Raw genomic sequence first — 14,348 nt, forward strand, 5'->3', positions numbered from 1 at the left:
AGATGGCTTCCCCTCGGCAGTTCATCAGAGCTAAATCAACCTAGCCGACCTGTCCGGTGAAATGGGGTGCACTCCACAGAGCGCCTTGAGATGCCCCGGGTTGCGAAGAGGCTAAGTGCCGCGCGTCGGAACTTTCTNAAAGGCGCTTTTATCCACGGAAGCAAACTGCGTTTTGACGTCTACCAGAAGACCTTGGAAATTCAGCGACTTCGGCCCTGAGTCAGTAAGATATTTGGTGCCGGAAACCGCACGCTCCGGTATTTGACACGTGAAGCAGGTGAGCCCCGCCATATGCTGTTGAGCGGCATCCGTGACCGGAAAACCCACGGCCAAATCCTGCGACAAACCCTCCATAGGCCGGTAGCCATAACGCGCAAGTCCAACAGGCTGAAAACGTCTGGCCTCCTGTTGCTTCAGAGCCTGCAACCGAGCGAGTGCAATGATGCGCGAGCCCTCGGTCGAGGTGTAATGAAGCGTGCGTGTTTCAGTATCTTCCGTCGCGAACGTTGCCGTTTGCAACAGTGACAAAACCGCAAAGGCCGCAATCGCTCTCTTAAAGACGGACATCATCATCGAAAGTCCCCAAGCCGAATCACCCGCCCGCCGTATTCGGCAGGTTTTATGAGGGTGCTACGATTGGCTGATGATTTCAATTATAAATAATTTAGTAGAATATTTCGCACGCCATGAGTTATTAAGTTTTACCTAAAATTTGTTATATTGCAGAAGCATATGATGTCGTGACCGAGTTTGGCAGGTGGTTGTGTCTGAAAATAAAACTATGAAAAATTGAACAAATCCATGTGCTGCCCAATAATCGACGCTAAAGACGAGATTTTCTGANTTTTGCGGTTTGCCAAATGCTGAGGCCAATCCATGTCGCCAGCCACGAGGTGGGATTGGTCAGTTGCTGGACTGCCAGCCAACTGTCGATTTCCAGAGCATAGGCTGCTGCAGAGCTGATCGAAATAAGAACAATGCATAGTGCAGATAAAACAAGATAGGTTTCCCTCCATTGTTTTGCGTCGAGCGGCGAACGGTTCTGCAAAAGTCCATTGCCCAAAGTCCTATTTTTCCAAGCAAAGCCCGCGAATATGATGGCTGCCGGTNAAAAGGCGAGTGAACGCCGCAGTTTGATCAGTTCCGTGGTGTTGTCGCTGAGTTGATGACTGGCCATGCCGATGGCGTAAGAGATGCCAGCGTTAACGATCAATACCAAAACGGCGCGCCAGAAGATCGACCAAAGAACACGGAAAAATAGCATTACGATTACCGCACAAAAGTTTTACGTGCTCACAAGGAATAGAGCGATCTCAGGACGAAGCAATACCCAAATCCTCGTGGAGGAAGTTGGTAGCCTTGACAGAGGATGGCTGGAATATCGCGGCAAACCCGCCCATATAAGGGGAAACAGGGAGAGTACCCGTGATACATTTTGACAATTCCTATGCGCGCCTGCCGGAGCATTTTACGGCTGCGGCGTTGCCGACGCCCGTTGCCGCGCCGCAGTTCATTGCCTTCAACAGACCGCTGGCTGACGAGCTTGGGCTTGATCTTGATGGCGTGGATGATGTGCGCCTGGCCGCTATCNTTTCCGGCAATATCGTGCCGCCTGGGGCGGAGCCTTTGGCGATGGCCTATGCNGGGCATCAGTTCGGCAACTTTGTGCCGAAGCTGGGTGACGGGCGGGCGATTTTGCTGGGTGAAGTCATTGATATCACGGGGAAACGACGGGATATTCAGCTGAAGGGCGCAGGCCCCACGCGCTTTTCGCGCCGGGGTGACGGGCGGGCAGCGCTTGGTCCGGTGCTGCGGGAATATATCGTTTCGGAGGCCATGCATGCGCTCGGAATTCCCGCCACGCGTGCGCTTGCCGCGGTGGCAACGGGCGATCGCGTGCAACGGGAGACCGGTCTGCCCGGAGGCGTGGTGACACGTGTTGCCGCTAGCCATATTCGCGTCGGCACATTTCAGNTTTTTGCGGCCCGTGAGGACAATGAAGCGATCAAGGTGCTGGCTGATTATGTCATCGACCGGCATTATCCCGAAGCCAAGCAGGCCGAGAAACCCTATCTGGCAATGCTACAGGCCATTGCTGCCCGCCAGCGCGATCTCGTTTGCCGCTGGATGATGGTGGGCTTCATCCATGGCGTGATGAACACGGATAATGTGGCTATCTCCGGTGAGACGATCGANTTTGGACCCTGCGCCTTCATGGATGAATATAATCCTAACAAGGTGTTTTCCTCCATCGATGCACAGGGGCGCTACGCCTATAACAGCCAGCCGGGCATTGCTCAGTGGAACATCGCGCGGCTTGCGGAATGCCTGCTGCCGTTGCTGGACGAGGATGCCGAGAAGGCGGTGGAGCTGGCCAATGGCGTGCTGGCGGAGTTTGCCAGCGAGTTTCCGAAGCGCTGGCTCTCGGGCATGCGCGAGAAGCTTGGGTTAAGCACGCAGGACGATGCGGATGAGCAGTTGGTGCAGGATCTGTTGGCGCTGATGCAGCGAAACGACGTGGATTTCACACTGACATTCCGCAGGCTTTGCGATGCGGCGGACGGCAGTACCGAGGCATTTCGCTGCATGTTCACCGATCTCGCGGGGGCCGACGAATGGCTGGCCCACTGGCGCCAGCGGACATGGCGCGAGAGTGCCACCGAGAGTGACCGGGCGTCCGCGATGCGGGCGGTGAACCCGGCAATTATTCCACGCAACCACCGTGTTGAGGAAGTGATTGCGGCGGCGGTGGAGGATGGTGATTTCGAGCCGTTTCATGCGATGGTTCGGGCAACGGCCCGGCCGTTTGATGAGGTGCCGGAGTTCGGCGTCTATATGCAGGCGCCAATGGGGCATGAGCGGGTTTTTCGGACGTTTTGCGGGACGTGAGGGGGGCGAGGGCGGTGGGTGTGGCTCANCCCCCTCTGTCCTGCCGGACATCTCCCCCTCAGGTGGGGAGATCGACTCGCGGCTTGCTCTCGATCTTCTCTTACGTTGAGAATTGAGCAGCGTAAGAGCCTCTAGCCGATCTNCCCCCTTGAGGGGGAGATGCCTGGCAAGGCAGANGGGGGTAGACCGCGCACGCCGTGGCTAACGTGCGGAGGTAGACTACCCCACTTTCGCCAATCCCTCACGCGGCGCATAATATTGCCCGAAGCGATTGGCCAGGAAATCCGCCAGCGCGATATCTTCCTGTTTCACAAAGCCTTTTTGCGGCAATTTGTCCTGGCTCAACAGGTCAAGAACCGTTGTGATGCCGGCCGCGGTGGTGATCTGGATGGCGCTCATCATGCGGCCGGAAACGGGGCCGGCGTAGACTTTGTGGGCATAGGTTTCCTGCATGAAACGACCGTTTTTGGTGCCGCAGACGGTGACGAAGACAATGACGACATCCTGCATGGTGGCGGGAAGGGCGTTTTCGAACAGGTCTTTCAGCACATCGCGGCGGTTGCGCAGGTTGAGGTCGTTGAGCAGCGCCTTCATGATGGCGACGTGGCCGGGGTAGCGAATAGTGCGGTAGTTCATGGTGCGCACCTTGCCTTCCAGCGTGGAGGCCAGCGTGCCAAGACCACCTGATGTGTTGAAGGCCTCGTAGGTCATGCCGTCGAGTGAAAACTCCTCGCGTTCTTCCAAAGCTGGAACGGCGGTGAGGCGTCCCTCGACAATGGCTTCGCAGGGCTCGATATACTCGTTGATGAGGCCGTCCGTGCTCCATGTAAGGTTATAATTCAAGGCGTTGGAAGGATATTGCGGCAGTGCGCCGACGCGCATGCGCACGCTGTCCAGCTTGTCGAAACGCGAAGCGAGATCGGCGGCGACGATGGAGATGAAGCCGGGAGCAAGGCCGCATTGCGGGATGAGTGCGCTTTCTGACGTTTCGGCCAGCTTCTTGACCTTGCGGGTGGATTCCACGTCTTCGGTGAGATCGAGATAATGGGTGCCGACGGCCACGGCAGCTTCGGCAATGCCAGCGGTGAGGTGGAAGGGCGCGGCAGACAGGACGGCGAACTTGTCCTTCAACAGCGCCTGCAAGCCGAGCCGATCGGTGATGTCGACAATCTCGGTATCGACGCGTTCATGGCAGGGAACGTTGGCGAGTTGGTCTGCGGAACGGTCTGCAACGGTGACGCGGTAATCGCCGGTGACGGCAAGCATCCATGCGATGGCCGAGCCGATATTGCCTGCGCCGATGATGACGATGTGTTTCATTCTGTCCCCCTTGAGAAATGCCATTGAGGTAACAGAATGCCGCATTCGATAGTCGATTCGTAGCTTCACATTACGCGAAAGTGAGTTTAAAACTATGCATATCGGCAACAGGATTACGCATAATGCCCATCAGCGAAAAAGACCTTGCGCTGCTCTCTCTGCTGGCAGACAATGCCCGGATGCCGGTGGCTGAGCTGGCGCGCAAACTCGGCCTTTCCCGCACCACGGTGCAGGCGCGCATCGAGCGGCTGGAAGCGGACGGGGTGATCTCGGGTTACGGTATCAAGCTTTCCGACGCCTATCTATCCGGGCTGGTGCGAGCACATGTGCTGATTACCATCGCGCCGAAAGCACTGGCGGGCGTAACCGCAGCCCTTGCCGCCATCAAGGAAGTGACCACGCTGCATTCGGTCAGTGGTACCTTCGACTTGATCGCCATTCTGACGGCACCGTCTATCGCCGATCTCGACCGGTTGATCGACGGTATCGGGGCGCTTGATGGGGTGGAGCGGACGTTGTCTTCGGTGATTCTATCCACGCGGATTTCGCGGTAATTTCAACGCTTCTCCCTCATGTCCGTCCTTTTGGCTGGANCCCGACTCAGGGCCGGGCGACGGAAGCTAGGGCTTACACCGGGTCCGTACTGCCGCGTCTCGCCTTGAAGAAACTCTTCAGCCGCTGAATGTCTGGCACGCTCCAGCCCTGCGGTTGGGTGACTTCCAACCATGCATCGATGTAGTGTTCCGGAGCATAGACGTGGCCATAGCCCATGGGGGCGGTTGTGGCGGCGGCGACGTCGAGGAGCAATTGCAGTTCGGTGACGACGGGGAACCAGCGGAAGGATGTGGATACGTCGCGGCCGCGCGGTTGCTTCATCCATTCCGGCCGACGGTAAAGGGCAGCGGTTTCGAAGAAGGTGACGGGGTCGCTGGCATATTGCAGATAGACGATGCGCATTGGCCCCCACGGCTTATCCGGCATGTGGGCGTTGGTGTACTGGTCCGCAAAGCGGATCACCGAGGAATCGCGGAATTCGGGTAGCCAATAGGGTGAGCCAGGCGCGCGACCTGATGTGGCCATGCGCCATGTGGGGCTGGAGAAGGGTGGTCCGCTCCACAAAGCACCCTGAAAGGGATCTGCCAGCACGTCGTAAAGATCCGACGATTTCTGGCTGTTGAGCGCGCCGAGGCTGAGGCCGTGCAGATAGAGCTTGGGGCGGGTTTCCTTGGGCAGCGTCGTCCAGTAGCCATAGATGGCTTCGAACAGGGCGCGGGCTGTTTCCACGCCGTAATCAGGCTCCGTCAGAAGGGCGATCCAGCTGGAGAGATAGGAATATTGCACGGCAACGGTGGCAACATCGCCATTGTGCAAATATTCAAGCGTATCAATGGCTTCCGGATCAATCCAGCCCGTGCCGGTGGGAACGACGACGAGGAGCGTTTCGCGCTCGAAGCCGCCGGTCCGCTTGAGTTCTTCCAGCGCCAGCTTGGCACGCTCGGTCGGTGTCGCCCCGGCATTCAGACCGGCGTAAACGCGGATAGGCTCCATGGCAGGGCGGGAGGTGAAGGCGGAAATGTCTGCGCTGTGCGGACCGGTGGCAACGAATTCGCGCCCCCGGCGACCGAGCGATTCCCACGACATGAGCGAGGCTTCGCTGCCGGTTTTCATCGGGTCGGACGGGCGCGGCACATCGGGTTCGATGAGGCTGTCCACCTGTTTCAGCGAACTGTCCATGAAACGCAAGCCGACATCCACCACCAGCCCGTTGAGAAGCAGAACGGCGATGATGGCGGCAGCGGCAATACCGACGACGTTGGCCAGCGGGCGCGGCAAAAATCGCCGACTGCGCAGGGCAAACAGCCGTCGTATGATCTGGAACAGGCGTCCGAAACCGATCAAGAGCGCGGATACGCCGATGGCGATGGCACCGGTCTTGAGGCGGTGGGCGCTATCCAGCGGCTCCAGTTCCATCAGTGCACGAATGGAATTCTGCCATGTTGCGGCCTGCCAGAGAAACCCGACGGCGGCGACGATGGCGGCGAGCGAGATGACGAACAGAATGCCGCGCTTGTCATGCCGGGAGGGCTGCGGCAGGCCGAGATAGATGGCGATGTCCTTCAGAAAGACACCGATGAGATAACCGATGGCAAAGGAAAAACCGCACAAAACACCCTGCATGACATAGGTGCGGGGAAGCAGCGATGGCGTAAGCGAGACGCACAGCAACACCGTGCCGACGACGATGCCCGTGCTCGAAAGCGGCATGACCAAACGCCTGATCCATCTCAAGTTTTTGCTTCCTTCGCAGTTGTTTCTGGAGGCACTGTAGTATGGTCGGGAGACGTGTGGAAGAAAGATTGCGGAATAAATTTCGATGAAATAGGNAAATAATCCTTGACGGCGTTACGGTCGTTTGGTAGTGTTTAGGTACAGTCGGAGAAATGGGCGAAGCGATGGTGACGAAGGGGCGGGTGCGTTCTCNTTTACATCATCAGCGTTGTGGGTGGGGCTTANCCCCCTCTGTCCTGCCGGACATCTCCCCCTCAGGTGGGGAGATCGAATCGCGGTGATCTCTCGGCCATCTTGAACGTTGCTTGTGAAGCGGTGAGTGCGCCTCTCGCTGATCTNCCCCCTTGANGGGGAGATGCCTGGCAAGGCAGAGGGGGGTCTCTTGCGCCAACATTTGACCTTCTCACCAACAGGCAAACCATGACATCGACAATCAATAACGACCTCTCGTTTTACCGCGAGTGGCCGCAAACGCATGTTTATGCCGATAATCCTGCAGTGCTGGAGTTGAAATCCGCACTGCCAGACAAGGCGAGCAACCAGCCTTCCGGTTCCATTGAAGGGCCGGATGGGCTGTGGCGGTTGATGAATGAGATGACCGTGGAAATGCGGGAGCAGTTTCGGTTCTTTCGCGAGTTGCGCGAAGGAGCGGGGGCGGCGCTGGATGGGGCTGATGAAGCGGCAGGCAAGGGGGCGCGGGCCGATGTGAAGGCCGCCACCGATGCCATGTCGCTGATCGTGCGGACTTTGGAAAAGATNGACACGCTGCAACGGCAACTGGCGCGTGACCACGAGGTTGTTGCCGAAAGCGAAGCCGATAATCAGGACTATGAAGAGGCGGTTGCCTTCTTCCAGAGGCGGATGAATGAGCTCGTCGAGCAAAAACTGCGGGCAAGGCTTGTCGCTGCCGGTCTTTCGCCGGAAGGGCAACCGGCTGACGGGGGAGAATGATGAGGGGCGGGCTTTGCTGCCGCGCATCGGTTCCCAGATACCGGACGTTCGCAGACAAGAGATTGCCAAAGGCATGACAGAACCGCTTGCCGAACGTCATCNAAACCAGTTCGTCACTCGCTTCAATCGAGATTGGCGTTTTGTGGGAAGTTGCCCGCAACAGCCGCCGGAAGGCGACTGGCGCAACTGGCTGCTGATCGGCGGTCGCGGTTCGGGCAAGACCCGGGCCGGGGCCGAATGGGTGCATCTCATGGCGTCCACCGGCGACCATTCCGATCTGCGCATTGCGCTGGTGGCGGAAACGCTGGGGGATGCGCGTGAGGTGATGATCGACGGTATCTCCGGCATATGCCGGATCGCCAGACGAAAGAGGCCGGANTTCGAGGCGTCTCGCCGCAGGCTGGTATGGCCGAACGGGGCGATGGCGCAGANTTTTTCGTCCGAAGACCCGGAAAGCCTGCGTGGGCCGCAGTTTCATTTTGCCTGGTCCGATGAGCTGGCGAAATGGCGTTACGCGCAGGAAACCTGGGACATGCTGCAATTCGGCCTTCGCCTTGGCGAAAGGCCGCAACAGCTGATTACCACGACGCCAAGGCCGATACCGTTGCTGAAAACGTTGATGGCCGACCCGAGCAGTCGTGTGGTGCGTATGCGCACCCATGACAATGCGGCAAACCTGTCTCCGGGTTTCATCGATGCCATGATGAAACGGTATGGCGGCACGCGCCTTGGGCGGCAGGAACTGGACGGCGAATTGATTGCGCAGCGTGATGATGCGCTGTGGAAACTGGCGGATATCGATGCCATCTTCGATGATCGGCCGGATGCTCTGGCTCGCATTGTGGTGGCGGTGGACCCGCCAGCGGGAAGCGGCGAGGGCTCTTGCTGCGGCATCGTGGTGGCGGGCATCGGCATCGACGGGCGGTTCTGGGTTCTGGCGGATTGTTCCGCTGAAGGTGCGACACCGGCGGGCTGGGCGCGGGCGGTTGTTGCCGCGCATCACCGCTTCGAGGCCGACCGGGTTGTGGCGGAAGTCAACCAGGGTGGCGAGATGGTGAGCGCGATGCTGNAAAGCATAGACGCCAACCTGCCCGTTACCATGGTGCGGGCAAGCCGGGGCAAGTTCACGCGCGCCGAACCGGTTGCAGCGCTTTACGAGCAGGGCAGGGTGCGCCATGCGGGCCGGTTTGCCAAGCTCGAGGAGCAGATGACCGATTTTGGACCCGATGGGCTGTCTTCCAAGCGCTCACCCGACCGGCTGGACGCGCTGGTATGGGCGCTGACGGCACTGGCGATGGACACGATGACGGAGCCGAGGGTACGGGGAATGTAAAGGTTTCACCACAAAGCGAAACGCCCGCGTGGGCCGTTGATGGCGCAGCGCGGGCGGTTTCAGAAACCATGCCGGTAGGGGCAATTGACGCCCCACCAAATTACTTCTTTTGGGTCTGCGAAGGTTTCGTCTGCGCGCTGACTTCGCGCATCTGACGCCATTCGTTTTCGAGACGGTCGTAGGTGGTCTGAGGGATCGTCGCGGTCATGGCATTCCTCCTTCGGTTGGCGCAGTGCATTGCTCGGTGTGAAACAGAGTAGGGGGCCAGAGGTTCCGCAATTCAAGGTAATTTTTACCCTTAAAACGGTTCGCATGAAATAAAATCGATTAGGANTTTTCTAAATCGATTTAGGTGCAGAAAGTCGCATATTAAAATCTGGGGTTTATACAGCGGGGATAACGATGTTCGACAGGCAACGNTTTTTCACAACGATTCGGATGGCACCCTTTCCGGGCCGAATGAGTGCACAGCAGGTGCAAGGCACCGAACTGGTGCTTGATGAATTCGAAGAAAGAGCGCCGGGTGGCGACGTCAGGCATCTGGCCTATATGCTGGCAACCGCGTTTCACGAAACGGCGGCAACCATGCAGCCGGTGCGAGAAACGCTGGCGGCGAGTGATGAGGCGGCGATCCGCATTCTGGACCGGGCCTATGCGGCGGGGCGGCTGGGGCAGTTCCGCACGCCTTACTGGCGACGCGATGCGGACGGCAAAAGCTGGCTGGGGCGGGGCCTGGTACAACTGACACACAAGCGTAACTACGAGGCGATGTCTGCGGTGACGGGCATAGACCTTGTGGAGCGACCGGAGCGGGCGATGGAGCCGCAGGTTTCCGCCATTATTCTCGTGGAAGGAATGCTGCGCGGCAGCTTTACCGGCAGGCGGCTTTCGCAACATTTCAGCCCGTCGCGGGCCGACTGGGAGGGTGCGAGAGCGATCATCAATGGCAATGACCGCGCCGCCCTTCTGGCGGGCTATGGTCGCGCCTTTCACACCGCCTTGATGGCCAACCGGATTGAACAGCACGCGGTNGGGTGATAGGCGATTTCCACCCAAGATTTTTGCATGACAGGTGCTTTCATGATCCGCCACATCGNTTTCTTCACCGTAGCCGAGGCCAACCGCGACGCCGTGCGCAAAGGCCTTTCCGGCCTGACCGCCATTCGCCACGCGCTGAAGCTGGAGATCGGCGAGAACGTCAAGAAAGACCAATGGGGAAACGCAGTGGACTTCATCGTCTATGGTGAGTTCGAGAACGAAGCGGCTCTGGCGGCCTACAAGGCCGACCCGGCCTATGAACTTTCGACGAATACCGTGAAGCCGCTGCGGGATACGCGGGTGGCGGCTGATTTCGACAGTGACAGGGCGGTGAAAGAGCCGATAAAATAAATCACCTTTCGGACCCACCATCCCAGCCACCTATAGGGTGGCTTTTTTGTTTTCTTTCAAAGGAAATATCCATGCGATTTTTTGGTCATCTGCCGTGGCGGCGTCCGGCGGGACGTGAGGTTGTGCGCGAAGAGAAGGCGGCGGGCGGGTTTCTGGTGCTGTCCGGGGAAGCGGGGCGGGCGCATTGGTCTGGTCGGGGGTATGGTGCGTTGTCTCGTGAAGGCTTCATGCGCAACCCGGTGGCGCACCGTGCGGCGCGCATGGTGGCCGAGGCTGCGGCTTCGGTCAGCTGGTTGCTCTACGAGGGTGACGACGAGATTGGTGAGCATGCGCTGTTGCGGCTGCTTTGCCGCCCGAACGGGCAGATGAGCGGGCCGGACTTTTTCGAGGCGCTTTACGGGTATCTGCTGCTGTCCGGCAATGCCTATATCGAGCCGCTGATGGTGGGCGAGCGGTTGCGCGAGCTGCATTTGCTGCGACCCGATCGCGTCAGCATTATCGAGGGGGCGGATGGCTGGCCTGCGGCGTTTGACTACCGCGCCGAGGGACGGGCGGCGCGGCGGATTGCCGCCGACCGGGATGGACTNGGGCTGCTGCATCTCAAGCTGTTCAACCCGCTGGACGACCATTGCGGATTTTCACCGCTTGCGGCGGCGGGGGCGGCGCTGGATTTGCACAATGCGGCCAGTATCTGGAACAAGCGATTGCTGGACAATTCCGCCCGCCCCTCCGGCGCGCTGGTCTATCAGCCCAAGGAAGGCGGCAATCTTTCCACCGAGCAATATGAGCGTCTGAAACGCGAGCTGGAGGAAGGTTATGCGGGGGCCGTGAATGCGGGGCGTCCGCTGTTGCTGGAGGGCGGGCTGGACTGGNAAAGCATGGGGCTCTCCCCCAGGGACATGGATTTCATGGAGGCGAAGAACGGTGCGGCGCGTGACATCGCACTCTCACTCGGCGTGCCGCCCATGCTGCTGGGCATTCCCGGTGACAATACCTATGCGAATTACCAGGAGGCGAACCGGGCGTTTTATCGGCTGACGGTTCTGCCGCTGATCAACCGCACGGCGGCCAGTCTGTCGTCATGGCTATCGCCGTTGTTCGAGAGAACGTTACGGCTGGAGCCGGACCTCGACAAGATTGCGGGGCTTTCAGTCGAGCGCGATGCGCTATGGGCAAGGGTGGGGGCTGCGGGGNTTTTGAGCGATGAGGAGAAGCGGGAGGCGGTGGGGTATTGAGGCGGTGTTCTCACGGGAGCATCGCGTCATATTAAACGGCAGCNGGGGGGCTTANCCCCCCCCTTTGTCCCGCCGGACATCTCCCCCTCAGGTGGTGAGCTTTCGGCCATCTCTTCCGTCGAGGTAAAAGTGATGTCGGAGCGCCCGGCCGATCTCCCTCCTTGTGGGGGAGATGTCCGGCAGGACAAANGGGGGTGAGCCACGAGCACAAGGCTATCGAATGTCTTCGCCTCTCGCGACGTTCCACCGTTGAACCACTTTCTCAACAACCGGAATCCATCTGTGAAGGTCTGCCTTCAACCGATTCTGATGACTCGAGAAAAGCGTACAACTCCTCACGGCGGGTGCAGGGCATCCGCTGTGCAACTTATCCTACTCTAACGCGGAATGGTTACTCATGTCTGAATTTGCCAATGAGGGCAGCATTTGGGCTGCTCGTTTTACCGGTGCCGTGGCGGGAGCCGGGGTCTCGTTGATCTATATGCTGCCGCATACGCACCGCGAGGCGGCGAGCCGGTTCTTGACCGGGCTTGCCTGCGGCGTGATTTTTGGTGGGCCGGTGGGGCTTTGGATCGTCCAGCGGTTGGGTATCGCCGGTNGGCTCTCGAGCCAGGAGATCATGCTGACCGGTTCCGCCGCCGCCAGCCTATGCGCGTGGTGGGGGCTGGGCGTGATGGTGCGTGTGGCCGAGCGTTACGCAGCGCGTCCCAAGCCTTGAGCTGATCCCTCAGCGACGACTTCCTCAAAATCGCAGGAGAATTTCATGCACGCTTATCGCGGGCCGCGGCCCGCTACGCGCAAATTTGCCAATCTGGAGCTGCGCGGCATTGCTTTTGACGGTACGTTTTCCGGTTACGCCAGTGTGTTCGGCGAGGTGGATCTTGGCCGGGACGTGATCGAGCCGGGGGCGTTCAAGCGATCCATCGAGGAGCGCGGTGCCGCTGGCATTCGTATGCTCTACCAGCACGACCCGGCCCAGCCCATCGGTGCGTGGCGCTCCATTCGCGAAGACAAGCGCGGGCTGTTCGTCGAGGGTGTGCTGGCGCCTGACGTTGCGCGGGCGAAAGAGGTGCATTCGCTGATGAAGACGGGTGCGCTGGACGGACTTTCCATTGGCTTCCAGACAGTGCGGGCGGGCAAGGCCGCGCGTGGCGGCATTCGCCGCATTCTGGAGGCCGACCTTTGGGAGATTTCCGTCGTGACCTTTCCCATGCTGCCATCTGCCCGGGTTTCTAACGTCAAGCAGGCGCGGTTCTTTCGCGACCGTGACACCGAGCTGGTGCGCGCCATGCGCCTGGCGGCGAAGAGTTTGGCGGGGAATACTTTTCGGCGCTGAGGGAGGTTTGGCTTCTCCTCCGTCATACCGGACTTGATCCGGTATCTAGTCCGGCGCGTCCGCGCCGGGGAAGAGCATTGTGCGTCGCAGACGCGACGCTGCTGGGCCCCGGATCAAGTCCGGGGTGACGGCGGTTGGGTGAACCGCTGCTTTTCATCNTTTAACGATCAACAGAGGAAAACGTCATGACAGAACAGACTTCCATTCACACAGTTGCACCGCAGATCAAGGCCGTGCCTGACACGATGACGGCGGCGTTTGATGATTTCATGGAGGCGTTCGAGGCGTTTCGAGAGACGAATGATCAGCGGTTGGGCGATATCGAGCGCAAGATGGGCTCCGATGTGCTGACCCGCGAAAAGCTTGACCGCATCGACAAGGCGCTGGACGACAACAAACAGGCGATGGACGAGCTTTCATTGAAGAAAGCACGGCCTGCACTGGGTCGCCGGGGTGCGGCCAATGCGGAGACGGAAGAGCACAAGGCGGCGTTCGAGGCGTATATTCGTCGTGGTGATGAAGGTGCGCTGCGCGATCTGGAGGCCAAGGCGTTTTCCGGGAGCAGCGGCGCGGATGGCGGTTATCTGCTGCCGAACGAGACCGACAGCGACATCGGTAAACGCATGGCGGTGGTCTCGCCGATGCGCGCACTTTCGACCGTGCGAAAGGTTTCCGGTGCCGTGCTGAAAAAGCCATTTGCGCCGAGCGGAATGGCCGCTGGCTGGGTTTCTGAAACGGCGGCACGACCGCAGACCAACACGCCGCAACTTTCCGAGATGACGTTTCCGACCATGGAGCTTTACGCCATGCCGGCGGCGACGCAAGGGCTGCTGGATGATTCCGCTGTCGATATCGAGGCATGGATTGCATCCGAAGTGGATGTGGCCTTTGCCGAGCAGGAAGGCGCGGCGTTCATTTCCGGCGATGGCGTGAACAAGCCGAAGGGCCTGCTGTCCTACGACACGGTGGCCAATGGAGACTGGAGCTGGGGCAAGATCGGCTATGTGGCGACGGGTGCGGCGGGCGCCTTTGCATCTTCCGGGCCGCTGGATGTGCTGATCGACACGGTCTATTCGCTGAAAGCAGGACACCGGCAGAATGGCAGCTTCCTGATGAACCGCAAAACGCAGTCGACATTGCGCCGGGTAAAGGACACCACGGGCAACTATCTCTGGCAACCGCCAGCTTCCGCAGGCCAGGCGGCGCTGCTGATGGGCTTTCCGGTGGCCGAGGCCGAGGACATGCCCGATGTGGCGGCAAACAGCACGTCGATTGCCTTCGGTGACTTCCGCGCCGGTTATCTGGTGGTGGACCGCACCGGCATACGCATTCTGCGCGACCCTTATTCGGCCAAGCCTTATGTGCTGNTTTATACCACCAAACGTGTTGGCGGTGGGGTGCAGAACTTCGAGGCGGTGAAGCTGGTGAAGTTTGCGGCGAGTTGATGGATGATAGTGCTTCCGCCATGCCGGGGTTGGCCCGGTGTGGTGGAGGACGATAGTAAGCGTCATCGCCTGTGGCTTANCCCCCCTCTGTCCTGCCGGACATCTCCCCCACAGATGGGGAGATCGACTCGCGGATTGCTCTCGCCCATCTTGAACGCTGC

At 59.5% G+C, this 14,348-nt stretch carries 11 protein-coding genes; 9 read left to right on the forward strand and 2 right to left on the reverse strand.

Going from position 1 to position 14,348, the window contains the following annotated elements:
* Nucleotides 1–1,428: 1,428 nt before the first annotated feature.
* On the forward strand, nt 1,429–2,889 hold the full coding sequence (locus tag CUC55_RS00660; RefSeq protein WP_103086724.1) for a protein adenylyltransferase SelO: 1,461 nt from the start codon (nt 1,429–1,431) through the stop codon (nt 2,887–2,889).
* A gap of 219 nt (nt 2,890–3,108) precedes the next feature.
* Here the strand turns inward: CUC55_RS00660 and CUC55_RS00665 are convergent, their stop codons facing one another.
* Entirely contained in the window at nt 3,109–4,209 is a 1,101-nt protein-coding gene (locus CUC55_RS00665; protein ID WP_067653790.1) for a saccharopine dehydrogenase family protein, read from the reverse strand.
* A 122-nt stretch (nt 4,210–4,331) separates the two neighbouring features.
* Here CUC55_RS00665 and CUC55_RS00670 point away from each other — a divergent pair, with 122 nt between their 5' ends.
* Nucleotides 4,332–4,763 carry an Lrp/AsnC family transcriptional regulator gene (locus CUC55_RS00670; RefSeq protein WP_067653788.1) on the forward strand — a complete coding sequence of 144 codons (432 nt, stop codon included), beginning with the start codon at nt 4,332–4,334 and terminating at the stop codon, nt 4,761–4,763.
* Nucleotides 4,764–4,836: 73 nt separating this feature from the next.
* Here CUC55_RS00670 and CUC55_RS00675 read toward each other — a convergent pair whose 3' ends face one another.
* A complete protein-coding gene (locus tag CUC55_RS00675; protein WP_067653787.1) occupies nt 4,837–6,474 on the reverse strand; it encodes an alpha/beta hydrolase in 1,638 nt (545 codons plus the stop codon).
* 1,048 nt (nt 6,475–7,522) lie between these two features.
* Here CUC55_RS00675 and CUC55_RS00690 point away from each other — a divergent pair.
* The 7 genes from CUC55_RS00690 (at nt 7,523) to CUC55_RS00725 (ending at nt 14,187) form a co-directional block, all read left to right on the forward strand.
* A complete protein-coding gene (locus tag CUC55_RS00690; RefSeq protein ID WP_103086725.1) occupies nt 7,523–8,782 on the forward strand; it encodes a DNA-packaging protein in 1,260 nt (419 codons plus the stop codon).
* A gap of 402 nt (nt 8,783–9,184) precedes the next feature.
* Nucleotides 9,185–9,820 carry a hypothetical protein gene (locus tag CUC55_RS00695; RefSeq protein ID WP_067653783.1) on the forward strand — a complete coding sequence of 212 codons (636 nt, stop codon included), beginning with the start codon at nt 9,185–9,187 and terminating at the stop codon, nt 9,818–9,820.
* Nucleotides 9,821–9,862: 42 nt separating this feature from the next.
* The gene (locus tag CUC55_RS00700; RefSeq protein ID WP_103086726.1) at nt 9,863–10,171 is read left to right on the forward strand and encodes a Dabb family protein; all 309 of its coding nucleotides are present in this window, start codon (nt 9,863–9,865) and stop codon (nt 10,169–10,171) included.
* A gap of 71 nt (nt 10,172–10,242) precedes the next feature.
* Complete coding sequence (locus CUC55_RS00705; RefSeq protein WP_103086681.1) at nt 10,243–11,406, forward strand: phage portal protein; 1,164 nt, start codon at nt 10,243–10,245, stop codon at nt 11,404–11,406.
* Nucleotides 11,407–11,803: 397 nt separating this feature from the next.
* Nucleotides 11,804–12,124, forward strand: coding sequence for a DUF6107 family protein (locus CUC55_RS00715; protein ID WP_103086683.1), 321 nt, complete (start codon nt 11,804–11,806; stop codon nt 12,122–12,124).
* Between the two features lie 45 nt (nt 12,125–12,169).
* A complete protein-coding gene (locus CUC55_RS00720) occupies nt 12,170–12,742 on the forward strand; it encodes an HK97 family phage prohead protease (protein WP_067653778.1) in 573 nt (190 codons plus the stop codon).
* A gap of 185 nt (nt 12,743–12,927) precedes the next feature.
* Nucleotides 12,928–14,187 (forward strand): phage major capsid protein, encoded by a 1,260-nt coding sequence (locus tag CUC55_RS00725; RefSeq protein WP_103086684.1) that lies wholly within the window; start codon nt 12,928–12,930, stop codon nt 14,185–14,187.
* The last annotated feature ends 161 nt before the right edge of the window (nt 14,188–14,348 follow it).

The organism is Agrobacterium bohemicum, assembly GCF_002896715.1.
GTDB classification, from domain to species: Bacteria; Pseudomonadota; Alphaproteobacteria; order Rhizobiales; family Rhizobiaceae; genus Agrobacterium; species Agrobacterium bohemicum.

Excerpts from the sequence above, each read along its gene's own strand:
- CUC55_RS00665 (WP_067653790.1), bottom strand. The coding sequence starts at position 4,209 with ATGAAACACATCGTCATCATCGGCGCAGGCAATATCGGCTCGGCCATC.
- CUC55_RS00670 (WP_067653788.1), top strand. The coding sequence starts at position 4,332 with ATGCCCATCAGCGAAAAAGACCTTGCGCTGCTCTCTCTGCTGGCAGAC.
- CUC55_RS00675 (WP_067653787.1), bottom strand. The coding sequence starts at position 6,474 with ATGCCGCTTTCGAGCACGGGCATCGTCGTCGGCACGGTGTTGCTGTGC.
- CUC55_RS00720 (WP_067653778.1), top strand. The coding sequence starts at position 12,170 with ATGCACGCTTATCGCGGGCCGCGGCCCGCTACGCGCAAATTTGCCAAT.